The following is a 25,288-nucleotide window of genomic DNA, read 5'->3' on the forward strand; positions in this document are numbered from 1 at the left end:
CGCGAAAGCGGTGTGTCAGTTAACATCAATGTCGCCTGACACACCGCTTTCGCGAGCAAGCCCGCTCCCACATTTGTTATGCGGTGTTATTGAAAGCCGTTCTGCCGCCACGCCTCATAAACCGCCACCGCCACGGTATTGGACAGGTTCAGGCTGCGGCAGCCTTCGCGCATCGGCAGGCGCAGGCGCTGCTCGGCGGGCAGGGCGTCCAACACGTCAGCCGGCAGGCCACGGCTTTCCGGGCCGAACAGGAACGCATCACCGGCAACGAAGCTGGCGTCATGGAACGGCCGCGAACCCTTGGTGGTAAAGGCGAACAGACGCGGATGCCCGAGGCTCTCCAGGCAACTGGCGAGGTCGGCGTGACGCTGCAAGGTGGCATACTCGTGGTAGTCGAGGCCGGCCCGGCGCAAGCGCTTGTCGTCCATGTCGAAGCCCAGCGGTTCGATCAAATGCAGGTGGCAGCCGCTGTTGGCGCACAGCCTGATGACGTTGCCGGTATTGGGCGGTATTTCCGGTTGAAAAAGGATGACGTGAAACATGCACGGCTCCGCAGATAAAGATGAGCGGCATTCTACGCCGCAAACCGACCGACGTTCGAAGCTAATGCCTCGGGTGATGGGTTCGTTGGCGATCGTCGGCATGATGGTGGGGCTGATGATCGGGCGCCTGACCACGCCCGACCCGAGCGCGTTGCAACAGGTCGAAGTGACAGACGGGGTGCTGGTGGCCTGGTTCAACAATGAACCCAAGCTCCATGGGGAAATCGTCGACGGCTCGGTGGCGCTGCTGTTCCAGGCAGAAGGCCGGCCGCAGAAGGGCCAGTTGAAAGTCAACGGCAAGGACGTGAACTGGCGGGTGCGTTTGAGTGACAAGGGGTTGTTGCTGACGCTGGTGGCGGCGCGTCCGTTGCGAGGGGAGTGGACCGGCAGCGAAGTCGATGATCGCTGGCGGCTGGAGGTCCGTCTCCAGGAGCAATAAAAGAGGGAATCCCCGGCCTGCCTGTACCAAGGTCCCCGAAACTGGGTAGTGATCTAGCTATTGCAGGGGGCGTGCCAGTTTTAAATGGTTTGTCACAAAAAGACCGCTGGTGATGCGAAAAGCCCCGTATTCCGGGGCTTTTGTTTTTATTTGTGCGGTTTTTTTCGAACGGGGTCGATGGGGTTTGGCTCGTTGTGTATGCGCAATTGCGGTTCGCAGTGCATTGATGCGGTGCACAAAGATCCAATGTGGGAGCGGGCTTGCTCGCGAAAGCGGTGTTTCAGGCGACATTGATGTCAACTGACACACCGCTTTCGCGAGCAAGCCCGCTCCCACAGGGTTAAAGGCCGATCAGCCCTCATCCCCATCATCATCATCCCCTCCATCGACCTTCATCCCCAATTCCTTGATCTTGCGGGTCAAGGTATTGCGGCCCCAGCCCAGTAGCACGGCGGCGTCGCGGCGGCGGCCGGCGGTGTGCTTGAGGGCGGTTTCGATCATGATCCGCTCGAAGCTGGGCACGGCACTGTCCAACAGGCTCGACTGGCCACGGGCGAGGGCCTGGTCGGCCCACTGGCGCAGGGCTTGTTCCCAGTTGGTCACCGGGGCCGAATCCTGCGGCAGGCTCAACAGCTCCGGCGGCAGGTCGCTGATGTGCACTTCGCGACCCGAAGCCATCACCGTGATCCAGCGGCAGGTGTTCTCCAACTGGCGCACGTTGCCCGGCCACGGCAGGTTCTTGAGGTATTCCTCGGTTTCGCTCTTGAGCAGCTTGGGCTCGACCGCCAGTTCCTGGGCCGCGCGGCTGAGGAAGTGCCGGGCCAGGGTCGGGATGTCTTCACGACGGTCCGCCAGGCGCGGGATATGGATGCGGATCACGTTCAGGCGATGGAACAAGTCCTCACGGAATTTGCCGGCGTGTACCAGGGTTTCCAGGTTCTGGTGGGTCGCGGCTATGATGCGCACATCGACTTTGACCGGCGTATGGCCGCCGACCCGATAGAACTCGCCATCGGCCAATACGCGCAGCAGGCGGGTCTGGGTGTCAGCCGGCATGTCGCCGATTTCATCGAGGAACAGCGTGCCGCCGTCGGCTTGCTCGAAGCGCCCGCGGCGCAGGTTGGCCGCGCCGGTGAACGCGCCTTTCTCATGGCCGAACAGTTCGGACTCCATCAGGTCCTTGGGAATCGCCGCCATGTTCAACGCGATGAACGGCGACGCCGCCCGTGGGCTGTGGCGGTGCAGGGCGTGGGCCACCAGTTCTTTACCAGTGCCCGACTCGCCGTTGATCAGCACGGTGATGTTGGAGTGGCTCAAGCGCCCGATGGCGCGAAACACTTCCTGCATCGCCGGCGCTTCGCCGATGATTTCCGGGGTGCGGGCCAAGGCCGGCACTTCTTCCAGGCCCTGTTGCTCCTGGGCGTGCTGGTTGGCGCGCTTGACCAGCGACACCGCTTCGTCGACGTCGAATGGCTTGGGCAGGTATTCAAAAGCGCCGCCCTGGTAGGACGCCACGGCGCTGTCCAGGTCGGAATGGGCGGTCATGATGATCACCGGCAGGCGCGGATGCTGTTCGCGAATCCGCGCCAACAGATCGAGGCCGCTGGCGCCCGGCATGCGGATGTCGGAAATGATGACGTCCGGTTGCTGACGCGCCAGGCGACTCATCACCCCATCGGCGCTGTCGAAGCTCTGGGTGGTCATGCCTTCCTGTTGCAAGGCTTTCTCCAGGACCCAACGGATAGAACGGTCGTCATCGACGATCCACACGGTTTCACTACGGCTCATGTCGATGTGGCTCCTTGTTCCAGTGGCAGGAAGATCGAGAAGGTGGTGTGGCCGGGGTGGCTCTCACATTCGATCAAGCCCTGATGCTGACTGATGATGTTCTGGGTAATGGCCAGGCCCAGCCCGGTACCGTCCGGACGGCCGCTGACCATGGGGAAAAAGATGGTTTCCTGCAGCTCGGCTGGGATGCCCGGGCCGTTGTCGATGATTTCGATCTTGGTCACCAGGCGATGGCGCACATGGCCGATGGTGAACTGGCGCATGGCGCGGGTCCGCAGGCTGATGCGGCCCAGGCGCAGTTCGTTCTGGCTGCTGATGGCCTGCATCGCGTTACGCACGATGTTCAGTACGGCCTGGATCATTTGTTCGCGGTCGATCAAGACATCGGGAATGCTCGGGTCATAGTCGCGCACCAAGGTGATGCAGCCCTGGCTTTCGGCTTCCACCAGGCTGCCGACGCGCTCCAGCACTTCATGGACGTTGCACAGCGCCAGGGATGGCAGCTTGTTCGAACCCAGCATGCGGTCCACCAGGTTCCGCAGGCGGTCGGCTTCCTCGATGATGACGTTGGTGTAGTCCTTGAGGCTTTCTTCCGGCAGTTCGCGGGCGAGCAACTGCGCCGCGCCACGTATCCCGCCGAGGGGGTTCTTGATTTCATGGGCGAGACCGCGCACCAGCATCTTGCTGGTTTCCTGCTTGGACAATTGCGCCTCTTCCTTGGTGATGCGCAGCAGTCGATCACGGGGATGGACTTCCAGCAGCAGCAAAGTGGCACCGTTGTTCAGGATCGGCGTGACGGCGTAATCCACGGTCAGGGTCTGGCCGGTCAGGGCGGTGAGCATTGCTTCACGCTTGGTGAACGGGTGGGCCTGCTCCACCGCTTGGCGCAGGGAGTTGAGCGCTTCGGCGGATTCGGTGAATAACTCGCTGATGAACTGCCCGTGACTGCGCTGGCCGCTGACGGCCAGGAGCATCTCCGCCGCCGGGTTCATATACTCGAGGCGCAATTCGGCGTCGAGCAGGATGGTCGCGGTGGTGAGGTTGTCGAGCAGCAAGCGGTGTAGTGCGTCGCTAATGGTCATCAGGACCTCTTTTGGAGCGTAGCAACTGGGGACCGATCCCAAATTGCGCGCGCGATTAATGCGCTGTTGCGAGGAAAATGCAAAAACCAAACCAAGGCTCCGAAAAGAAGCGTTTAGAGCCTCAAAAGGGTGTTTTTCGGTCGGTTGCGTGGCGTTCTGCCAGCTTTTTCGGGTACTTTCGAACCAAAATGGGTTTTGGAACTGGGTATCGTGCAAGCTGTTGCACCAATATAGTGCGTCGGTGTGGGCGGTGTTAGAAGAACGGCAAGATGCTGCTTTTTTCTTCTTCAGGTTTTTCGGCGAGAGGGCACTCGGGCCGTTGACCGTAGTCGGCCGTGGCGCAGGGCTTGATGCGGCGCTTTTGCGCCAGGGACATGCGCTGCATGTGGAAGGGCTGGTTGGCGGTGCGCTCGACGATGCGGTCCTGCTCGTCGAGGATTTCGACCGCCAGGTGATGAGTGCCTCGATCGATATTACTCAAGGCGAATACCGGGCTCGGCCCCGGCGCGCCCGTCGGCTGGCCGTCGAGCAACAGCCGGTAGCGGTGGCCTTTTTTCAGGCCGGGCTCGCTGGTGACGCTGACGATCAGTTCGCCTGCGGTGCTGCGTATCGTCGCGTCCGGCTCGGGTATCAACAGCCGGAGCATTTCGTAATGGAACAGCGGCTCGGGCCGGGCTTCGGCCGCAGGCGCCGAGGGTGTGCTCGCGGGCGGCGTCGGCATCCGGTTGCCGGGTGACACTTGGACTTTCTTTGCGTTGCCAGGGCGCGGCTGATCGGTGAACACGCGATTACCCTGGGCATCGATGTAGGTGTAGACCTGCGCCACCCCGGGCAGCGCCGCCAATGCCAGGCCAAGGGCGAGCCACCAGCGGATCATGGTCGGTGCACCCGTTGCACGGTGAACGTGACGGTTTCGCTTTGCTGCACAAGGTTCTCTCCGTCGATGACCTGAACCGCCAGGCTGTGTTCGCCCCGATCGATATTCATCAATTGCAGGCGCGGCACGTTGCTCGGCTGGCCGTAGGGCTGCCCGTCCAGCAGCAAACGGAACAGATGGGGGCTGCGCAGGCGCGGTTGGGTACGCACGCCCACGGTGAAGGTGCCGTTGTTGGCTCGCAGGGCCTCCTCGGTGGGGATGTCGATCAGTTCCAGGATCTCATAGGCATTGCGCGGCTCGTCGCTGTTCGCGGGGGCTGGTGGCGTGTCCGGGCTGGTCGGGGATTGACGTTCGATGCTGTTGAGCGGCGGCAACTCCACCGTCTGCGCCGGTACGCCTTGGGGTGGCTGGTTGCTGTAGGCGGTGTTGCCCTCGGCGTCGGTGTACTTGTAGATCTGCGCGGCGGCGGGCAGTGCCAGCAGCAACAGGATGATTGAAAAACCGCGACCCATGGGAAATCGACCGAAAACCAAAGTGATGGATGCAGCATAGGCCAGGGCGGATGGTTGGCCCAGTGTTGTGTTCACAGCAAATCCCCTGTGGGAGCGGGCTTGCTCGCGAAGGCGGTGTGTCAGTCGCTGAGATATTGAATGTGCCGTCCCCTTCGCGAGCAAGCCCGCTCCCACAGGAATCAGTTGTGAGCACACCTCTTGTACTCAATGCAAAACCCCTGTGGGAGCTCGCTCCCATAGGGGAAGGGAGGTGGCTCAGGATTTCGGGGAGATACACAGTCCGCCGGTTGCCCGGATCAAGGCGAGCCTGTGTATGGGGTGCTGTTTGTTGTGGTGGGTGGCTTGGGCCAGCCATTGCGGGCAGTGCGGGTCGGTGCGGTAGGGGGCGAAATCGGCCAGTTGTTGCAGCAGGCGTTTTTGCAGTCGATCAAGTTGTGGGCGGATCTCGCCTACCAAGTCCGGGCGTGGCAGGTCCGGGGCCTTGCCGTCCAGGGCCCAGTCGGACAAGTTGATGTATTGCACCATCTTGTTGGCTTCTATCTGGGCGGCGAAAAACGCTTCCACGGTTTCACCACTCAGCTTGTAGGCCGGCGCCTGGGCAACGGCGGCGGCAATGACTTCACGCTCGCGCTGACGGTCCTCTACAGGTTTGCCACTGTCCCATTTGCTCAACGCTACCTGGTCGGCGATGGCCAGGCGTTCGCCAATGGCGTTGAGCAGCGGGGTGAGGTCGTCAGGGGCGGGGGTCGAGGCGGCTTCGGCGGTGGTAGCCAGCAGCGCGGCAGACAGGGCAAGGCAGAGCTTGAAGCGCAACGTCATGGTCAGTCTCGTCTTCTGTGGGGAGCGACGAGGCATCATGCACTTAACCTGCACCCATAAAAAAGGCCTCCCGAAGGAGGCCTCTCTTTAGTTCACGCCGTGCGTGGCGGCGCTTACTGGATCAGCAGCTGTAGTACAGCTCATATTCCAGTGGGTGTACGAAGGTGCGAACCTTGATTTCTTCTTCGCTTTTCAGCGCGATGTAAGCGTCGATGAAGTCATCGCTGAATACGCCGCCCTTGGTCAGGAATGCACGGCCCTTGTCCAGCTCTTCCAGGGCTTCTTTCAGGCTGCCACAGACCTGTGGGATTTCCTTGGCCTCTTCAGGCGGCAGGTCATACAGGTTTTTGTCAGCGGCATCGCCAGGGTGGATCTTGTTCTGGATACCATCCAGGCCGGCCATCATCAGTGCAGCGAAGGCCAGGTACGGGTTGGCAGCCGGATCCGGGAAGCGTGCTTCGATACGGCGGGCTTTAGGGCTGTTCACGTAAGGAATACGGATCGAGGCGGAACGGTTGCGAGCCGAGTAGGCCAGCATGACCGGAGCTTCGAAGCCTGGGACCAGACGCTTGTAGGAGTTGGTCGACGGGTTGGTGAAGCCGTTCAGGGCCTTACCGTGCTTGATGATACCGCCGATGAAGTACAGGGCAGTGTCCGACAGGCCGGCATAGCCTTCGCCTGCGAAGGTGTTCTTGCCGTCCTTGGAGATCGACATGTGGACGTGCATGCCCGAACCGTTGTCGCCGTACAGAGGCTTCGGCATGAAGGTCGCGGTGCGGCCGTAGGCGTCAGCCACGTTGTGCACGCAGTACTTGAGGGTCTGAACTTCGTCAGCCTTCTTGACCAGCGTGTTGAATTTCACGCCGATTTCGTTCTGGCCGGCAGTCGCCACTTCGTGGTGGTGAACTTCGACGGTCTGGCCCATTTCTTCCAGTGCGTTGCACATGGAGGTACGGATCTCGTGGTCGAAGTCGAACGGTGGAACCGGGAAGTAACCGCCCTTGATACCTGGGCGGTGGCCTTTGTTGCCGCCTTCCACGTCCTGGTCGGACATCCACGAACCTTGTTCGGAGAAGATCTTGAACATCGAGCCGGAGATGTCGGACTTGAACTTGACCGAGTCGAAGATGAAGAACTCAGGCTCAGGACCGAAGAAAGCGGTGTCGCCGATACCGGTGGACTTCAGGTATTCCTCGGCACGGTGGGCGATGGCGCGTGGGTCGCGGTCATAGCCTTGCATGGTCGAAGGTTCGATGATGTCGCAGACCAGGATCAGGGTCGGCTCTTCGGTGAACGGGTCCAGGACGGCGGTTTCGTCGTCCGGCATCAGGATCATGTCGGAGGCTTCGATGCCTTTCCAGCCAGAGATGGAGGAACCGTCGAACATCTTGCCGATTTCGAAGAATTCGTCGTCCAGCGCATCACGGGCCGGCATGGTCACGTGATGTTGAGTGCCTTTGGTGTCAGTGAAGCGCAGATCAATCCACTTGACGTCATGATCTTTGATGAGTTGAACCGACTTCGACATATGTCCTCCGGGTGGCTTCGGGCGGGTAGTGGAGTGCCCTTAGATATGGGTGATGCCGGCGCGAATACTCTGCCAAGGCAACCTGCCTCACAAGGGAGCAAATTGCATGCCAGTGCCCCACCATGGGTTTTTTGCACCAAATCCACGCTTTTAAAGGCGTAAATCACAGATTGTCAGACAATAACGCACTGCAATGTGGCGCCGTCAATCGATAACGACCTGTTTTGGTGCATGCAAAACCATCTGCACAGAAACTGGTTAAACCTTGAGCAATTTCCGCTATAATCCGCGCCCCCCTTTTTCGGCTGGCCGTTCGCGCGCTGTTTTCATGAAACTAATCGTAAAAGTCTTCCCCGAGATCACCATCAAGAGCCGCCCGGTACGGATGCGTTTCATCCGCCAGTTGGCCAAGAACATCCGTGCCGTGCTCCGAGACCTGGACCCGGCTGTGGTGGTGAATGGCGTGTGGGACAACCTCGAGCTGGAAACCCGTGTCAGCGAACCCAAGGTCCTCAAGGAAATGACCGAGCGCCTGAGCTGCATGCCGGGCATCGCGCATTTCCTGCAAGTCGATGAATACCCGTTGGGTGATTTCGACGACATCCTTGCCAAGTGCATGCTTCATTATGGTGACGCACTGACCGGCAAGATCTTTTCGGTGCGTTGCAAGCGTGCGGGCAAGCATGCGTTCAGCTCGATGGATGTGGAGAAGTACGTCGGCAGCCAGTTGCGCCGGCAGTGCGGCGCGGCCGGTATTTCGTTGAAAGACCCGGAAATCGAAGTCCGCATCGAAATTCGCGACCAGCGGCTGTTCGTGATCCACAGCCAGCACAACAGCATCGGCGGTTATCCGCTGGGTTCGCTGGAGCAGACCCTGGTGCTGATGTCCGGTGGCTTCGACTCCACGGTAGCCGCCTACCAGATCATGCGTCGCGGATTGATGAGCCATTTCTGCTTCTTCAACCTGGGCGGGCGCGCCCATGAATTGGGCGTAATGGAAGTGGCGCACTTCATCTGGAAGAAGTACGGCAGCTCCCAACGCGTGTTATTTGTGAGTGTGCCGTTCGAGGAAGTCCTGGGCGAGATTCTCGGCAAAGTCGATAACAGTCATATGGGCGTCATTTTGAAGCGTATGATGTTGCGTGCCGCGTCGAGCATTGCCGACCGCCTGCAAATCGATGCACTGGTGACCGGCGAGGCGATTTCCCAGGTGTCGAGCCAGACGTTGCCGAACCTGTCGGTGATCGACTGCGTGACCGAGAAGCTGGTCTTGCGGCCGCTGATCGCCAGCCACAAGCAGGACATCATCGACCAGGCCAACGAAATCGGCACCGCCGAGTTTGCCCGGCATATGCCTGAGTACTGCGGCGTCATCTCGGTCAATCCGAAGACGGCGGCCAAGCGCGGGCGGGTAGAGCACGAAGAGAAAGAATTCGACATGGCGGTGCTCGAGCGAGCGCTCGAAAACGCCAGGCTGGTGCCGATCGATCGAGTCATCGATGAGTTGGGCCAGGATGTTCAAATTGAAGAAGTCGGCGAAGCACTGGCCGGTCAGATCATCATCGACATCCGCCACCCGGATGACGCTGAAGACGACCCGCTGAGTGTCGCCGGCATCGAGGTAAAAACGATGCCGTTCTATGCAGTGAACGCGCGTTTCAAGGAACTGGACCCTACTCGCCAGTACCTGCTCTATTGCGACAAAGGCGTGATGAGTCGCCTGCATGCCCACCATTTGCTCAGTGAGGGGCATGCCAATGTGCGCGTTTATCGACCGAGCTAAGTGCCCGGGGCTGTTTGCCTGTGGCCTGCGTCACCGGCCCCCCGACGCCGCCGACACGCTGTAACTGTCGGACTCTACTGTAAATCGCTGCCACGACCTGTCAGCACACCGAATCCTCTGATCGAGATACACAAGTGATCGAAAATCTACGCAACATCGCCATCATTGCTCACGTTGACCATGGTAAGACCACCCTGGTAGACAAACTCTTGCGTCAATCCGGCACCCTGGAGCGCAACGAGCTCAACGACGAGCGCGTGATGGACTCCAACGACCAGGAAAAAGAGCGCGGTATTACCATCCTGGCAAAAAACACCGCCATCAACTGGAACGGCTACCACATCAACATCGTGGACACCCCGGGCCACGCCGACTTCGGTGGTGAAGTAGAGCGCGTGATGTCGATGGTTGACTCCGTACTGCTGCTGGTTGACGCTCAAGACGGCCCTATGCCGCAAACCCGTTTCGTGACCAAGAAGGCGTTCGAAGCCGGCCTGCGTCCGATCGTGTGCATCAACAAGGTTGACCGTCCAGGCGCGCGTCCAGACTGGGTTCTGGACCAGATCTTCGACCTGTTCGACAACCTGGGTGCCACCGAAGAACAGCTGGACTTCAAAGTCGTCTACGCCTCGGCCCTGAACGGCATTGCCGGTCTGGACCACACCGAAATGGCCGAAGACATGACCCCGCTGTACCAGTCGATCGTCGACAACGTACCTGCGCCGAAAGTCGACCGTGACGGTCCGTTCCAGATGCAAATCTCGGCACTGGACTACAACAGCTTCCTGGGTGTTATCGGTGTTGGCCGTATCGCTCGTGGTCGCGTCAAGCCGAACACTCCGGTCGTGGCTGTCGGCGCCGACGGCAAGCGCCGCAACGGTCGTATCCTGAAGCTGATGGGTCACCACGGCCTGCACCGTGTAGACGTTGAAGAAGCAGCCGCCGGTGACATCGTCTGCATCAGCGGCATGGACTCGCTGTTCATCTCCGACACCCTGTGCCACCCGGACACCGTTGAAGCGATGAAGCCGTTGACCGTCGACGAGCCAACCGTTTCCATGACCTTCCAGGTCAACGACTCGCCGTTCTGCGGTAAAGAAGGCAAGTTCGTGACGTCCCGTAACATCAAGGAACGTCTGGACAAAGAGCTGCTGTACAACGTTGCACTGCGCGTTGAAGAAGGCGACTCGGCTGACAAGTTCAAGGTCTCCGGCCGTGGCGAGCTGCACCTCTCGGTGCTGATCGAAACCATGCGTCGCGAAGGCTTCGAAATGGCTGTAGGCCGTCCGGAAGTGATCATCCGTCTGGTTGACGGCGTGAAGCACGAACCGTTCGAAAACGTCACCATCGACCTGCCGGAAGAATCCCAAGGCAAGGTGATGGAAGAGATGGGCCTGCGTAAGGGCGACCTGACCAACATGGTGCCGGATGGCAAAGGCCGTGTACGTCTGGAATACAACATCCCTGCTCGTGGTCTGATCGGTTTCCGTAACCAGTTCCTGACCCTGACCAACGGTGCTGGCATCCTGACCTCGATCTTCGACCGTTACGACGTGATGAAGTCGGGCGACATGTCCGGCCGTCAGAACGGCGTTCTGGTTTCGGTTGAAACCGGCAAGGCGCTGACCTACTCCCTGGAAACCCTCCAGGCGCGTGGCAAGCTGTTCGTCGAGCACGGCCAGGAAATCTACGGCGGTCAGATCGTTGGTCTGAACAGCCGTGACAACGACCTGGGCGTGAACCCTACCAAGGGCAAGAAGCTCGACAACATGCGTGCTTCGGGTAAAGACGAAACCATCGCCCTGGTTCCACCTGTTCGCTTCACTTTGGAACAGGCCCTGGAATTCATCCAGGATGACGAGCTGTGCGAAGTGACGCCTAAGTCGATCCGCCTGCGCAAGAAGATCCTGGACGAAAGCGAGCGTACCCGCGCCGCCAAGAAAGCCAAGAACTGATTGCCTTAGCCTCGGCTGAATGAAAACGCCCCCGGTTGTGAGACCGGGGGCGTTTTTTTGTGCCTGGAAATTATTGGGTGTCTGATAGGGCCCCTTCGCGAGCAAGCCCGCTCCCACAGTGGATCTTCAGTGGACACAGATTTTGTATCCGCCGTAGATCCATTGTGGGAGCGGGCTTGCTCGCGAAAGCGATCTGCAAAACGCCGCAGAAACTAGCAGTCGATCAGAATTTGTCCAACGTCCGCGGATTGCGCTCGCGCTCCACTTCCTTGGGCTTGTAGGCGCAATAGCCTGGCCGTGGCCCGACCCGAGGATGGTTGCGGCAGGTGTCCGGGCGCTTCTCGTAAATGGTGCACAGCCGGCTCTTGCGGTCCAGATAAAGGCAATCGTTGTTGCTCATGCGCTGGAGCGTGAAGATTTCCGACTTCTGGTTGTAGCGCTCGACGATCCCTTCCTTTTGCAGGCGCTTGGCGATGTTCTTCGGTGGGTCGCCCAGTTCGAACTCATCGACGATGCCAATGCGGATCAGGTCCTTGATCTTGACCTCCACCGGCAGCGTGCAGCAGCTCGACACGCAGGAACCGCACATCGGGGCGGAGTACTTGGCCCAGGTATCGAGTCGGTCGATCTCCGCGGCGGCGATCAGGTTGGGCTTCATCATCACGGTTTACCAGCATGCATCAGGGCGCGCGATCATACCGGGACTGGTGAAATTTTGAACGACCATCTGCCGGTTTTTTTTGCATCCCGGCAAAACCTGTCCGGACCGGCACGGCCCCTGCATTCATTCGGCCATCCGGCAATTCCATGGCGGCGATTCTCCGACACTCGGGGAAATCCACCGAACCAAGAGCCTGTACCGTCTGTCAGACCGTCTAGGCTCAGACAATTCCATGCTCGTTCGAGGTCTTATCAATGACTCAAGAACCACTTGTTCGCGAAGCTGAAGTTGCGGCATTTCGCGACGCCGTGTTGACCAAACTCACTTATGCCGTCGGCAAGGACCCCGATCATGCGTTTGATCACGATTGGTTCGAAGCCATTGCCCTCGCCGCCCGCGACCACATGGTCGAACACTGGATGGACCACACGCGGCAGATCTACCGCAAGGGCCAGAAGCGGGTCTATTACCTTTCCCTGGAATTTCTCATCGGTCGCTTGCTCTACGACAGCCTGAGCAACCTCGGCTTGCTGGACACCGCCCGTGAGGCCTTGACTGAGCTGGGCGTGGACCTGGAGCGCATCCGCCTGCTCGAGCCCGACGCGGCGCTGGGCAACGGTGGCCTTGGCCGCTTGGCGGCGTGCTTCATGGAAAGCATGTCCACACTGGGTATCGCCGGCCATGGCTACGGTATTCGTTACGAACACGGCTTGTTCCGCCAGGCTATCGTCGACGGCTGGCAGCAGGAGCAGACCGAGCACTGGCTGGATTTCGGCAACCCGTGGGAGTTCGAACGTCCGGAAGTGGTCTACCCGATCGGCTTTGGCGGCAGCGTCGAGACCGTCACCGATGACACCGGCAAGACCCGCCAGGTCTGGTCTCCGGCCGAAACCGTGCGGGCCATTGCCTATGACACGCCAGTGGTGGGCTGGCGCGGCGCGAGCGTCAACACCCTGCGCCTGTGGCGTGCCCGGGCCATGGAAGAGCTGCACCTGGAGCGCTTCAATGCCGGCGACCACCTCGGCGCCGTAGCCGAAGTGGCTCGCGCCGAAAGTATTTCCCGCGTGCTGTACCCGGCCGACAGCACCGAAGCCGGCCAGGAGCTGCGCCTGCGCCAGGAGTATTTCTTCGTTGCCGCCTCGTTGCAGGACTTGCTGCGCCGGCATCGCAACATGCACACCTCGGTGCTGACCCTGGGCGATCACGCGGCCATCCAGCTCAACGACACGCACCCGTCCATTGCCGTGGCCGAGTTGATGCGGCAATTGGTGGATGTCTACGACGTGGCCTGGGACGCGGCTTGGCAGGTCACCCAGGACACGCTGTCGTATACCAATCACACGCTGTTGCCCGAAGCCTTGGAAACCTGGCCGGTGGGGCTGATGGAGCGCATGTTGCCCCGGCACATGCAGATCATCTACCTGATCAACGCCCAGCACATCGATTCGCTGCGGGCCAAGGGTGTGCACGATTTCGACGTCCTGCGCGCGGTGTCGCTGATCGAGGAAGACAACGGTCGCCGGGTGCGCATGGGCAACCTGGCGTTCCTCGGTTCCCACAGCGTCAATGGCGTGTCCGGGCTGCATACCCAGTTGATGCGCAGCACGGTGTTCTCCGAACTGCACAAACTCTATCCGGAGCGGATCAACAACAAGACCAACGGCATCACCTTCCGCCGCTGGCTGTTCCAGGCCAACGCTGAATTGACGTCGATGATGGTCGACGCCCTCGGCCCGAGCGTGCTTGACAACCCAGAGGAGCGCTTGATCGAACTGGAACCGTTTGCCGACAAGCCGGCGTTTCGCAAGCAGTTCGCCGAGCAGCGCCTGCACAGCAAGAAGGCCCTGGCTTACTTGATTCATGAACGATTGGGCATCGCCGTCAACCCGGCGGCGATGTTCGACGTGCAGGTCAAGCGGATCCACGAGTACAAGCGCCAATTGCTCAACCTGATGCACACCGTGGCGTTGTACCAGGCGATTCGTGCCGAGCCGGAAGTGGACTGGGTGCCGCGGGTGAAGATCTTCGCCGGCAAGGCCGCCGCCAGTTATCACCAGGCCAAGCTGATCATCAAATTGACCAACGACATCGCCCGGGTGGTGAACAACGACCCGACCGTGCGCGGCTTGCTCAAGGTGGTGTTCCTGCCCAACTACAACGTCAGCCTGGCCGAAAGCATCATCCCGGCGGCGGACTTGTCGGAGCAGATTTCTACCGCCGGTTTCGAAGCCTCGGGCACCAGCAACATGAAGTTCGGCCTCAACGGCGCGCTGACCATCGGCACCATGGACGGCGCCAACGTGGAAATGCATGACCGCGTCGGTGGCGAGCACATGTTCATCTTCGGCCTGACCGCCGAGCAGGTGGAGGCGCGCAAGCGCAATGGCGAATTCAGCGCCGCGCCGGACATCGCCGCCTCCCATCGCCTCAACGATGTGTTGCAGGCGATTCGGGGCGGGGTGTTCTCGCCGGATGACCCGATGCGCTACGCCGGTCTCGTCGACTCGCTGGTGGACTACGACCGCTTCCTGGTGTGCGCCGATTTCGACGCCTACTGGAACGCCCAGGCCAAGGTCGAAGAGAAGTGGCACGACTCCAAGCAATGGTGGCGCTCGGCGGTGCTCAACACCGCGCGCATGGGCTGGTTCTCCTCTGACCGGACTATCCGGGAATACGCCACCGACATCTGGAAAGCCCTGGAATAGCCTTTACTGCAAGAAATGTGAGCGAAGCCCAACGGCGGTTGGGCTTCGTCGATATACTAGGCGCCAGTTTCGCCGGGCTGTGGTGTCATAGGCTCAGTCAGATAGGGCCATTGTGGGAGCGAGCCTGCTCGCGAAAGCGGTCTGTCAGCCAACATTGATGTTCGGTTTGAAGGCCCTTTCGCGAGCAGGCTCGCTCCCACAGGGTTTGGGGGTTTCCACTAGACTGATCCAGGCACCGCATCACCCCGGTTACGCCCGCAACGGGCCGCTTAGGGATATCGACCATGCAATGGATCTTGACGTTGTTGGGCCTGGCACTCGGCTGGGTGGTGGACGAGTCGTTCGCCGATGCGCTGATAGGCGCACTGGTGGGGCTTGGCATCGCCCAGTCGTTTCGACTGGGGCGCCTGGCTATCCAGGCGGCCAAGCAACAGATCTTGTTGCAAGAGGCCCAGCAGAGCGTGCTCACGTTGGAAGCCCGCCTGGCGGTTCTCGAACGCGGCAATGTGGCCGAACCGCCTGATCCGGCGCCAGCGCCCGAGGTAGTCGAGCCCCAGGCCTCGCGCCCTGCAACGCGCACCGAGCCGCAGCTCGTCTGGGAGTTGCCGCCAGACCTCGAACCCGTTTCCGCGATGGCCAGCCAGGCCAGCCAGCCGTTGCCCGATGACATTTGGACGCCCGCGCCAGAGACGTCCAGTCGACGTGCCAACCGCGACTTTGCCCCTTTGCCCCTGGAGCCGATCGCTGCGGAGCCGGCGGCCCCGCGCGGCCCGAATCTGTTCGACCGCGCCGTGACGGGCGCGCGCAACTGGCTGTTTGGCGGCAATACCGTGCTGCGAGTCGGTGTGCTGCTGTTGTTCCTCGGCCTGGCGTTCCTGCTGCGCTACGCCACCGAAGGCATGGTGGTGCCGATCGAAGTGCGTTACGCCGGTGTCGCGGCCAGTGCGTTGGGCCTGCTGGGCCTGGGCTGGTGGTTGCGCCAACGCAACAGCAGTTATGCGCTGATGCTCCAGGGGACCGGGATCGCCGTGCTGTACCTGACGGTGTTCGCCGCCATGCGCCTGCATCCGTTGCTCGATTCCAAGGCGGCCCTGGGTTTGCTGGTGGCGGTCACGGTGTTCTCGGCGATCCTCGCGGTTACGCAGAACGCCATGGGCCTGGCTGCTGCTGCGGCGCTGGGTGGGTTTGCCGCCCCGATCCTGACCTCCACCGGCAGCGGCAACCACGTTGCCCTGTTCAGCTATTTCATCCTGCTCAATGCCGGCATCCTCGCGATTGCCTGGTTCAAGGCCTGGCGCCTGCTCAACCTGATCGGTTTTGTCGGTACCTTCGGCATCGGTTTCGCCTGGGGCCTGCGTTCCTACGCACCGGAACTGCTGTGGAGCACCGAGCCGTTCCTGATCCTGTTCTTCCTCATCTACCTGGCGATTGGCTTGCTGTTCACGCGGCGCAAATTGTTGGAAATGAGCGACGCTCCCGAGGACGCTAGCCGCGAGGCGTTGCTGCGCTGGTCGGCGCGCAAGGGCGATTACGTGGACGGCAGCATGCTCTTCGGCCCGCCGCTGGTGGGCTTCGGCTTGCAGTTCGCGTTGGTGCAGCACCTTGAATTCGCCGCCGCCTTCAGCGCCCTGGCCCTGGGCATGATCTACATGGGCCTGGCTCGGCTATTGATGGGTGGGCGCGCCCTGCTGTTGGCGGAAACCTGCCTGGCCCTGGGGGTGATTTTTGCCAGCCTGGCGATTCCGTTGGGGCTCGACGCCCGTTGGACCGCGGCGGCGTGGGCCGTGGAAGGCGCGGGGATCTTCTGGCTGGGCCTGCGCCAGCAACGTCCATTGGCCCGGGCTTTTGCCTTGTTGCTGCAAGTGGGCTCGGCACTGGCGTTCCTCAGCGAGTTGCGCACTGGCGACGGCAGCCTGCTCGATGGTTCACCGCTGGGGGCATTGATGCTCGGCGGCGCCTTGCTGTTCACCTTCTACCAGTTGCTCAAGGCTGAACCCGGACACTGTTCGCATTGGGAACGCCAAGGCCGGCCTATGCTGGCGGTGCTGGGGCTGAGTTTCCTCTATCTGCTGGCACCGCTGTTCTTCCTCACCCACGGCACCGCCATTGCCTGGGCCCTCGCCGGTTTGGCGACGCTGTTTGTCGGCCTGCGCCTGCAATCGCGTAGCTTCCTGTTCACGGCGTTTGCGGTGCAATTGCTCGGCGGCGCGCTGTTCCTGTTGCGCTTGCAAGGTGCGGAGGGCGATGCGTCAGCGGTGTTCAGCGCGGGTTGGAGCGGTTTGCTCAGTGCTTCGCTGATCGGCCTGGCGTTGATCGGCGGCATGTTGCTGGCGGCGCGCGACGACATGGTGCGCAACGATGTCCGGCTGCTGCGCGGCTTGTCGGTGGTATTGCTGGCGGGGCTGGTGCTGATCAATCTCGCGGTGCTGTTCGTCCTGCCGTGGCAAACGGCGAGCGGCGTATGGGCGGCCAGCGGCCTGTTGATCATCTGGCTGAGCCTGTACCTGAAACAACGGGTGAGCTTTGTCTTCGGCCTGCTGCTGCAACTGCTGGGCGGTGCGGCGTTCCTGACGGCGGGGCCGGCGCTGTTGGGGCCGCTCAATGCCGAGGACCTGCGGCCCCTGGCCCATAGCGGCTTCTGGACGCCGTTGGTGCTGGGGCTGGCAGCGCTGGTAGGGGCATGGCGCCTGCAGCGGGCGCATGTGGCGCAGGAACTCGATGCCTTGAGCTTGCAGCGCCTGTCCGAGCTGTTGCTGATCTGGGGCGCCGGTTGGTGGGCGCTGGCGTGGGTCAGCGAAGTGCTGCGCTTCGCCCCGGCGAATCTGCAAGGCAGCTTGTTGTTGGCGGTCGCGGCGCTCAGCGTGGCGGTGTGGAGCGTATTGTCGCTGCGCTTGAAATGGCCGGCGCTGGGGCTGCTGTGCACCTTGTTGATCCCGGCGGCGGGTTGTGTGCTGGTGGCAACGGGGCACAGCCATTACCACCCGGCGGCGAACTTTGGTTGGCTGGCCTGGCTGGCGGTATTCGCCGTGCATTTCCTCTCGCTCAAGCGCTTGGCCGAGACGCTGCCGGCGCAGGCGCGCAGCACGGCCCACGTCCTCGGTTGCTGGTTGCTGATGGCGGTGTTGATGCTGGAGTTGCGTTACGGCCTGCTGTTGCTGTCCGAGCAGTACAATGCCTGGCGCTGGCTGGCCTGGGCGATCCTGCCTGGCTTGTACCTGGTGCTGATGGCCACGCCGCGTACCTTGCCATGGCCGGTCTCGGCCCAGCCGCGCGAATACCGTGTCTATGCGGCGGCGCCCATGGCGCTGTTGATGCTCGGTTGGTTCTGGCTGACCAACACCTTCAGTGATGGCAACTCAGAGCCACTGCCTTATGTGCCGTTGCTCAATCCCCTGGAGCTGGGCCTGCTGTTCGCCTTGTTCGGTATCTATGTGTGGGCCCGCAACGCCGTGGCGCAATCGACGAACCGCTGGAGTCGCGTCGGGCACATCGCCCAGTTGATCGCCGGTGTGTCGCTGTTCGCGTTCTTCACTGCCCTGGTGATGCGCACTGCCCACCAGTGGATGGGCGTGCCGTACGAGCTGGATGCGTTGCTCGAGTCAATGTTCGTGCAGGCCGGCTTGTCCATTGTCTGGACCCTGATCGCCCTGGGCCTGATGATCGGGGGGCACCTGCGCCATCGCCGGGAAGTGTGGCTGGTGGGCGCGGCGTTGATCGCCGTGGTCGTGGCGAAGCTGTTCTTTGTCGAATTGAGTAACCGTGGCGGTCTGGCGCGGATCGTGTCGTTTATCGGCGTGGGCGTGTTGTTGCTGGTGGTGGGCTACTTCGCGCCGCTGCCGCCAAAACGCCCGGAAACGGCCTCACCGGTCGAGCCGCCGATGCCTGTCAGTGAGGGAGTGTCATCTTGAGTCGCACGTTGAATCGGATCGGGCTGGGTATGGTCGGCTTGTGGGTGGTCTTGTCGGCTACGGCCCAGGAGCAACCGGCGGATTTCGCCCATCAGGTGCCGTTGGCCTTGAGCGGCGAAGGGCCGTGGTATCGCCTGCCATTGCCATTGGATGTTCAATTGCAAGCGCGGCAGACCGACCTGAGTGACCTGCGGGTCTTCAACGCCGCCGGCCAGGCCCAGGCCTACGCCTTGGTGCGCGAGTCGGCCCAGAGCCGGGAAAACCGCACCCTCACCGACGTGAAGTGGTTCCCGCTGTACAACGCCGCCGATGATAACGAGCGTGCGCCTAGTGTGCGGGTGCAATCGAACGCCAATGGCACCCTGGTGGAAGTGCAACCCGCCAGCCGGCTCGAAGCCGGGGAAGAGGCGTTGCGTGGCTGGTTGTTGGATGCCAGTGCGATCAAGGCACCGCTGCAGCAGTTGATCCTCGACTGGACCAGCGAGCGCGACGGCTTCCAGCGATTCACCATTGAGGCCAGCGACGATTTGCAGCACTGGCAGTCATGGGGCGAAGGCCAGGTGGCGCGCCTGACCTTTGCCGACGAGCAGGTCGAACAGCATGAAGTGAACCTGCCGGGGCAGCCGGCGCGCTACCTGCGGCTGCTGTGGGATTCGCCATCCTCGGCGCCGGTGCTGACCTCGGCCCAGTTGCAAAGCGCCAGCCGCGAAAACCTGCCGTTGCCACTGGCCTGGTCGCAGCCGTTGGCCGGCAGCACGACGAAGACCGGTGAATACACCTGGCAGCTGCCCATGGGGCTGAACATCGAACAGGTGGAGGTCGAACTGAGCCAGGCCAACAGCCTGGCGCCGGTGACCCTGGCCGGCCGCCGCGAAAGCAGCCATCCGTGGCAGCCGCTGGGCGCTGGTTTGCTTTATCGCCTGACCCAGAACGGCCAGGACGTGCTGCAAAACCGTTTGCAACTGTCCGGCCAGACCGTGCAGCAACTGAAATTGACCGTGGACGAGCGCGGCGGTGGCCTGGGAACCGAAGCCCCAGCATTGCGCTTTGCCGTGCGTCCGACCCAAGTGGTGTTCCTGGCGCGGGGCGAAGGCCCCTACCGCCTGGCGCTGGGCAGCGCGACAGCCAAGACGGCCAGCCTGCCATTGACCACGCTGGTGCCCGATTACAAACCGTCGCGCCTGGCGACGCTGGGGACGGCGACAGTGAACGGCTCGGCCACTTCGACGCCGACTGTAGCCCCTGCATCTGCGCCTGCGGCGGTGGGTAGTGACTGGAAGAAAATCGGCTTGTGGGCAGTGTTGCTGCTTAGTGTGCTGTTCCTCGCGGCGATGGCCTTCAGCCTGCTGCGCAAGCCGCCGGTCAAATCCTGAGTTTGGGACAACCGATAAACCGAGTCGCCTGTTTCGCGAGCAAGCCCGCTCCCACAGGAGTCCGCATTCCAATGTGGGAGCGGGCTTGCTCGCGAAAGCGGTCTTCCATCCACCCAAAATCCACGAGCAACCGCCGGCCTGTGAACTCAATCCTCCATATCCCGTCTCATAGGAGGAATTAAGTCCCGACTCGCGCTAAACTGCGCGGGTTTTCCGCCCCCTATTCTTCGGAGCCGTCCATGTCCCGCGTTACCTTGAGTCGCTATTTGATTGAGCAGACCCGCAGCAACAATACCCCTGCCGATCTGCGCTTTTTGATCGAAGTGGTGGCGCGTGCGTGCAAGGAGATCAGCCACGCCGTCTCCAAAGGCGCCTTGGGTGGTGTCCTGGGCAGCATGGGCACCGAAAACGTGCAGGGCGAAGTGCAGAAGAAGCTGGACGTGCTGTCCAACGAAATCCTGCTCGAAGCCAACGAATGGGGTGGTCACCTGGCGGGCATGGCGTCCGAGGAAATGGACAATGCCTACCAGATCCCGGGCAAATATCCCAAGGGTGCCTACCTGCTGGTGTTCGACCCACTGGACGGTTCGTCGAACATCGACATCAACGCGCCGGTCGGCACCATCTTTTCGGTACTGCGTTGCCCGAACGAGTACCTGAGCCAGAACGAAGCCCTGAATGAAAAGGCCTTCTTGCAGCCAGGCACCGAGCAGGTTGCCGCCGGTTATGCCATCTACGGCCCGCAGACCATGCTGGTGCTGACCTTGGGCGACGGCGTCAAGGGCTTCACCCTGGACCGCGAGATGGGCAGCTTCGTCCTGACCCACGAAGACATCACCATTCCTGAAACCACCCAGGAATTCGCCATCAACATGTCCAACCAGCGTCACTGGGAAGCTCCGGTTCAACGCTACGTCAGTGAGTTGCTGGCCGGTGAAGAAGGCCCGCTGAAGAAGAACTACAACATGCGCTGGGTCGCCGCGATGGTTGCCGATGTGCACCGGATCCTGACCCGTGGTGGCCTGTTCATGTACCCGCGCGACAGCCGCGAGCCCTCCAAGCCAGGCAAGCTGCGCCTGATGTACGAAGCCAACCCGATGTCGTTCCTGGTGGAGCAGGCCGGTGGCGCTTCCACCGATGGCCACCAGCGCATTCTCGATATCAAGCCTGAAGGCCTGCACCAGCGTGTGGCCGTGTTCCTCGGTTCGAAGGAAGAAGTGGCCCGCGCCACGGCTTACCACAAGGAGTAAATCATGGCCGAGCCCTGGCAGCCGTTGCTCGATTGGTGGTTTGGCACAGCCGAAAAACCAGATGAGATCGCGGCTGACAGGGGCAAGCTATGGTTTGGCAAAGGCCATGATCGCCAGGCGCAAGAGCGCTTCGGTGATCAGGTCGAGCAGGCACTGGCCGGCGGATTGACCGATTGGGCGCAACGCCCGGAAGGTTGGCTGGCCTTGGTGCTGCTATTGGATCAACTCCCGCGGATGATCTATCGCAACACCCCCGAAGGTTTTTCCGGCGACCTGCGTGCCCAAGCGCTGGTGGCTCAAGGACTGGCGGCGGGCTTCGATCAGCAACTCAAACCCATCCAGCGCGTATTCATCTACCTCGTACTCGAGCACTGCGAAAATCTCGCGGTGCAGAACGAAGCCGTGTCGCGGTTTATCGACCTGGTGCGAGAGCAGCCGGAGGCGCAGCGGGCGGTGTTTGAAGATAACCTGGACTATGCCGAGCGGCATCAGAAGATCATTGCGCGGTTTGGCCGCTTTCCCCATCGCAATGCGGTGTTGGGGCGCGAGTCCACGGCTGAGGAAGTGGAGTTCTTGAGTAGGCCTGGGTCCAGGTTCTAAATAGTGTTGTGGCCGCTATCGCCATCGCGAGCAGGCTCGCTCCCACAGTTGATCTTCCACGGACGCACCTTTTGCTGCTCAACAGAAACCCAGTGTGGGAGCGAGCCTGCTCGCGATGGGGCCAGATGCTTCAACCGCGATGCTTGCTGCTTAAGAGCGGGGCAAGTCTGTAAATTCTCCATGTACGCTCATTGAAGATCCATCTCATCCAATTCGGTGACACCGCAAGTCCATTGTGGGAGCGAGCTTGCTCGCGATAGGGGTGCCACAGTCGACGAAAATGTTGGATGTGCCGGCCTCTTCGCGAGCAAGCCCGCTCCCACAGCTGATCAGGTTTCCCTGACGGAACGCGGTCAACTGTGGGAGCGGGCTTGCTCGCGAAAGGGCCCTTGAAAGCACTAGATCCGGAAACTGCCCACCAACTGCTTAAGCCGCGCCGCCTGTTGTTCGAGGTCGGCACAGGCCCGCAAGGTGGCTTGCAGGTTTTCCACGCCTTCCTGGTTCAGCGTATTGATCTCGGTGATGTCGACGTTGATCGATTCCACCACGGCGGTCTGTTCTTCGGTGGCGGTCGCCACGGATTGATTCATGCCGTCGATTTCACCGATGCGTTGGGTCACGCTGCCCAGTCGTTCGCCAGCCTGGTTGGCGATGCTGACGCTGCCTTCGCTCTGGCGCTGGCTGTCGGTCATGGTCAGTACCGCTTCCCGTGCGCCGACTTGCAGTTCTTCGATCATCTTCTGCACTTGTTGCGCCGAGTCCTGGGTGCGGTGGGCCAGGTTGCGCACTTCATCGGCCACCACCGCGAAGCCGCGCCCGGCTTCACCGGCCCGTGCCGCTTCGATGGCGGCGTTGAGGGCGAGCAGGTTGGTTTGCTGGGAGATGCTGGTGATCACCTCGAGGATCTGGCCGATGTTCACCGTGTTGCTGTTCAAGGTTTCGATGTTGCCGCACGAATCGCTGATCTTGGCTGACAACTGCTGCATGGCCGCGATGGTTTTATCCACCACTTGCTGGCCATCTTCGGCCAGGTTGCGGGCCTCGCTGGAATGTTGCGAGGCGAGGGCGGCATTCTGGGCGATTTCCTGGGCGGCGGCGCCGAGCTGGTTGATGGCCGCGGCCACGCTGCTGGTGCGCGACGCCTGTTGGTCGGAGTTGAACATCGACGAGTTGGATGCACTGACCACGCGCAGGGCGACTTCGTTGACCTGGCCGGTGGCCGAGGCCACTTCGCGGATCGAGGTGTGAATGCGCTCGACAAAACGGTTGAACGACGTGCCCAGGGCGCCGAATTCGTCCTGGCCGTGGATCACCAGGCGCCGAGTCAGGTCGCCTTCGCCTTCGGCGATGTCATGCATGGCGCGGCCCATGGTCAGCAGCGGTTGCATCAACACGCGGATCAACATGCCCAGCAAAGCGATGATGAACACCACGGCGATGAACATGGCGATCAGTGCCGAAGTGCGGAACTCACTGAGCATCGCCAGGGCGGTGTCCTTGTCGAGCACCAGCGCCACGTACCAATCGGCGCCCGGCACACCATTGACTCGGGTGAAGGAGATGAATTGGGTCTTGCCGTCGAGGTCGACTTCTTTCACGCCCGGGCTGATTTGCGGCGCGCCGTTGGGGTAGGCCTCGGCCAGGGTCTTGAGCACGCGCTTGCTGTCGGGGTGGATCAGGATCTTGCCGTCGGCGCTGACGATGAACGCGTGGCCGTGGCCGCCGAAGTTCAGCGAGTTGATGATGGCGCTGACGCTGGACAGGTCGATGTCCGCACCGGCCACGCCGATCATCTGGTTCTGGCGTTGTACCGGGGTGGCGACGGTAATCACCAGCTTGCCCGACGAGGCGGCGATGTAGGGTTCAGTGACGATGGTTTGCTGTGCGCTGTTGGCAGCCTTGTACCAGCCACGGGCGCGAGGGTCATAGTCGGCGGCGCGATTGCCGGCCGGCACCGAGAACATCACGCCGTCGGTACCGCCGAAATAGCTGAGCTGGAAGTTGCCGGTATAGGCCGGCAGGCCCACGGCGCGCTTGAGGCTGTCGGCACCGCTGCCGTCCACGGCGATCTGTTGGGCCAGCGATTGCAGCAATTGGATACGGCCGTCGACCCATGTCTGGATGTTACGACTGGTCAGGTTGCCGAGTTCCTGCATGGAAGTCTCGGTGCTGGCGTGCAGGCTTTGGCGTTGACGATAGTCGTTGAACAGGATGAAACAGGCGAATGCAACGGCCACCACGAGGGCGGCAGCCAGCAGGATTTTATGGCTGAATTTCATGTTTCTGGTCATTAAGAACACTACCGCGGAGGGACGGGTCAGGACGGGCTGTCAATTTGCCATAACGCAGGATTTTGCGCTGTGACTTTTTATCGGCGTAGAAGCCCGGCTCATCAGGCGTCCCGGGTCCAATCCCGACGAAAGGTACGACGGCGTCACAATCCGGTTGATTCATTCCTGAAACACCTCTGTACGGCCAATAAATACTGGCGGCGCGAGGGAACCAGATAGGGGTTTTCTCTTCTAAGGATCAGGTTGGCACCCTGCCACCTCCCTTCCGCTCCAGGAGTTACACCATGTCGCTGCGTTCTATCGCTCTGCTGTTTATGTGCGTCGTGCTGACCGCATGCAGCAAGGTCAACCAGGAAAACTATTCGAAGCTGTCGGCTGGCATGCCCAAGGCCGAAGTCGAAACGTTGCTGGGGAAACCGACCGATTGCTCAGGCGCCCTCGGCATGTCCAGCTGCACCTGGGGCGACCAGAAAAGCTTTATCAGCGTGCAGTACGCCGGTGACAAAGTGTTGATGTTTTCCGGCCAAGGCCTGAAGTAAACCGAGGCCACAGGCCTGCGGGAGAAAAATAATGATGCGGTTAGTTTTTGTGCTTTTGGCCGGCCTGATATTGGCTGGCTGTGCCACTTCTGGCGAGGATCCGTTGGCACCCAAGACGGTCAACAGCGTCAATCTCAAGCGTTACCAGGGGACCTGGTATGAGTTGGCCCGCCTGCCCATGTATTTCCAGCGCAATTGCGCGCAATCGGAAGCGCACTACACCCTCAAGCCAGACGGCAACGTTGGCGTGCTCAATCGCTGCCTGACCTCGGACTGGCAGTGGGAAGAAGCCAGGGGCACCGCGACGCCGCAGGTGCCGGGCAAGACCGACAAGCTCTGGGTCGAATTCGATAACTGGTTTTCCCGGATCGTCCCGGGCGTGGCGAAGGGGCAATACTGGGTGCTCTATGTCAGCGATGACTACAAGACCGCCATAGTCGGCGACCCGAGCCGTCGCTACATGTGGCTGCTGTCCCGCACACCGACCGTCAACAGCGTCGTGCGCGAGGAATTGCTGAGCAAGGCGCGCCAGCAGGGTTACGACACGACACGCCTGGTCTGGCGCGCGTCGGACCGGCAGATGGCCAAGACTTCGGACTAAGCGACGCCTGGGATCATAGTGTGGGAGCGGGCTTG

The 25,288-nt window shown here is 61.4% G+C and carries 19 protein-coding genes; 10 read left to right on the forward strand and 9 right to left on the reverse strand.

Going from position 1 to position 25,288, the window contains the following annotated elements; translation table 11 throughout:
- Positions 1 to 86: 86 nt before the first annotated feature.
- Positions 87 to 542: a tRNA (uridine(34)/cytosine(34)/5-carboxymethylaminomethyluridine(34)-2'-O)-methyltransferase TrmL gene (gene trmL, locus HU767_RS17475; protein ID WP_092173386.1), complete on the reverse strand. Its 456-nt coding sequence runs from the start codon at positions 540 to 542 to the stop codon at positions 87 to 89.
- On the opposite strand from trmL, the gene HU767_RS17480 reads away from it, so the two are divergent.
- On the forward strand, positions 541 to 981 hold the full coding sequence (locus HU767_RS17480; RefSeq protein ID WP_186706134.1) for a hypothetical protein: 441 nt from the start codon (positions 541 to 543) through the stop codon (positions 979 to 981). The two genes, trmL and HU767_RS17480, sit on opposite strands and share 2 nt — an antisense overlap.
- 351 nt (positions 982 to 1,332) lie before the next feature.
- Here HU767_RS17480 and ntrC read toward each other — a convergent pair whose 3' ends face one another.
- The 6 genes from ntrC to glnA form a co-directional block, all read right to left on the reverse strand.
- Complete coding sequence (gene ntrC, locus HU767_RS17485) at positions 1,333 to 2,769, reverse strand: nitrogen regulation protein NR(I) (protein ID WP_186706133.1); 1,437 nt, start codon at positions 2,767 to 2,769, stop codon at positions 1,333 to 1,335.
- Entirely contained in the window at positions 2,766 to 3,851 is a 1,086-nt protein-coding gene (gene glnL, locus HU767_RS17490; RefSeq protein WP_186730097.1) for a nitrogen regulation protein NR(II), read from the reverse strand. Before glnL ends, ntrC begins: the two co-directional genes overlap by 4 nt.
- A 253-nt stretch (positions 3,852 to 4,104) precedes the next feature.
- Positions 4,105 to 4,728, reverse strand: a complete 624-nt coding sequence (locus HU767_RS17495) for a DUF4124 domain-containing protein (protein WP_186706132.1) — start codon at positions 4,726 to 4,728, stop codon at positions 4,105 to 4,107.
- Positions 4,725 to 5,240: a DUF4124 domain-containing protein gene (locus HU767_RS17500; RefSeq protein ID WP_186706139.1), complete on the reverse strand. Its 516-nt coding sequence runs from the start codon at positions 5,238 to 5,240 to the stop codon at positions 4,725 to 4,727. The genes HU767_RS17495 and HU767_RS17500 overlap by 4 nt, the downstream gene beginning before the upstream one ends.
- A gap of 255 nt (positions 5,241 to 5,495) precedes the next feature.
- Entirely contained in the window at positions 5,496 to 6,059 is a 564-nt protein-coding gene (locus HU767_RS17505) for a chorismate mutase (RefSeq protein WP_186730098.1), read from the reverse strand.
- Positions 6,060 to 6,180: 121 nt separating this feature from the next.
- The gene (glnA, locus tag HU767_RS17510; protein WP_014336114.1) at positions 6,181 to 7,587 is read right to left on the reverse strand and encodes a type I glutamate--ammonia ligase; all 1,407 of its coding nucleotides are present in this window, start codon (positions 7,585 to 7,587) and stop codon (positions 6,181 to 6,183) included.
- Positions 7,588 to 7,915: 328 nt separating this feature from the next.
- Here glnA and thiI point away from each other — a divergent pair, with 328 nt between their 5' ends.
- Together thiI and typA are read left to right on the forward strand one after the other, a co-directional pair.
- Positions 7,916 to 9,370 (forward strand): tRNA uracil 4-sulfurtransferase ThiI, encoded by a 1,455-nt coding sequence (gene thiI, locus HU767_RS17515; RefSeq protein WP_186706130.1) that lies wholly within the window; start codon positions 7,916 to 7,918, stop codon positions 9,368 to 9,370.
- A gap of 134 nt (positions 9,371 to 9,504) precedes the next feature.
- Positions 9,505 to 11,325 carry a translational GTPase TypA gene (gene typA, locus HU767_RS17520; protein WP_186706129.1) on the forward strand — a complete coding sequence of 607 codons (1,821 nt, stop codon included), beginning with the start codon at positions 9,505 to 9,507 and terminating at the stop codon, positions 11,323 to 11,325.
- Positions 11,326 to 11,548: 223 nt separating this feature from the next.
- On the opposite strand, the gene HU767_RS17525 is transcribed toward typA, so the two are convergent.
- Positions 11,549 to 11,986: a YkgJ family cysteine cluster protein gene (locus HU767_RS17525; protein WP_003196865.1), complete on the reverse strand. Its 438-nt coding sequence runs from the start codon at positions 11,984 to 11,986 to the stop codon at positions 11,549 to 11,551.
- Between the two features lie 254 nt (positions 11,987 to 12,240).
- On the opposite strand from HU767_RS17525, the gene HU767_RS17530 reads away from it, so the two are divergent.
- The 5 genes from HU767_RS17530 (at position 12,241) to HU767_RS17550 (ending at position 21,822) form a co-directional block, all read left to right on the forward strand.
- A complete protein-coding gene (locus HU767_RS17530) occupies positions 12,241 to 14,691 on the forward strand; it encodes a glycogen/starch/alpha-glucan phosphorylase (RefSeq protein WP_186706128.1) in 2,451 nt (816 codons plus the stop codon).
- 284 nt (positions 14,692 to 14,975) lie between these two features.
- Positions 14,976 to 18,599, forward strand: a complete 3,624-nt coding sequence (locus tag HU767_RS17535) for a DUF2339 domain-containing protein (RefSeq protein WP_186730099.1) — start codon at positions 14,976 to 14,978, stop codon at positions 18,597 to 18,599.
- Positions 18,596 to 19,972, forward strand: a complete 1,377-nt coding sequence (locus HU767_RS17540) for a DUF3999 domain-containing protein (protein ID WP_186706126.1) — start codon at positions 18,596 to 18,598, stop codon at positions 19,970 to 19,972. Before HU767_RS17535 ends, HU767_RS17540 begins: the two co-directional genes overlap by 4 nt.
- Positions 19,973 to 20,211: 239 nt before the next feature.
- A complete protein-coding gene (locus HU767_RS17545) occupies positions 20,212 to 21,222 on the forward strand; it encodes a class 1 fructose-bisphosphatase (protein ID WP_030141457.1) in 1,011 nt (336 codons plus the stop codon).
- A 3-nt stretch (positions 21,223 to 21,225) separates the two neighbouring features.
- Positions 21,226 to 21,822: a DUF924 family protein gene (locus tag HU767_RS17550; protein WP_186730100.1), complete on the forward strand. Its 597-nt coding sequence runs from the start codon at positions 21,226 to 21,228 to the stop codon at positions 21,820 to 21,822.
- 398 nt (positions 21,823 to 22,220) lie between these two features.
- Here HU767_RS17550 and HU767_RS17555 read toward each other — a convergent pair whose 3' ends face one another.
- Positions 22,221 to 24,113 carry a methyl-accepting chemotaxis protein gene (locus tag HU767_RS17555; RefSeq protein ID WP_202894661.1) on the reverse strand — a complete coding sequence of 631 codons (1,893 nt, stop codon included), beginning with the start codon at positions 24,111 to 24,113 and terminating at the stop codon, positions 22,221 to 22,223.
- Between the two features lie 284 nt (positions 24,114 to 24,397).
- On the opposite strand from HU767_RS17555, the gene HU767_RS17560 reads away from it, so the two are divergent.
- A complete protein-coding gene (locus HU767_RS17560; protein ID WP_003186715.1) occupies positions 24,398 to 24,652 on the forward strand; it encodes a hypothetical protein in 255 nt (84 codons plus the stop codon).
- Between the two features lie 31 nt (positions 24,653 to 24,683).
- Entirely contained in the window at positions 24,684 to 25,253 is a 570-nt protein-coding gene (locus tag HU767_RS17565; protein WP_186706123.1) for a lipocalin family protein, read from the forward strand.
- Positions 25,254 to 25,288: the final 35 nt, after the last annotated feature.

The organism is Pseudomonas sp. SWRI179, from assembly GCF_014268705.1.
In the GTDB taxonomy this organism is placed as follows: Bacteria; Pseudomonadota; Gammaproteobacteria; order Pseudomonadales; family Pseudomonadaceae; genus Aquipseudomonas; species Aquipseudomonas zanjanensis.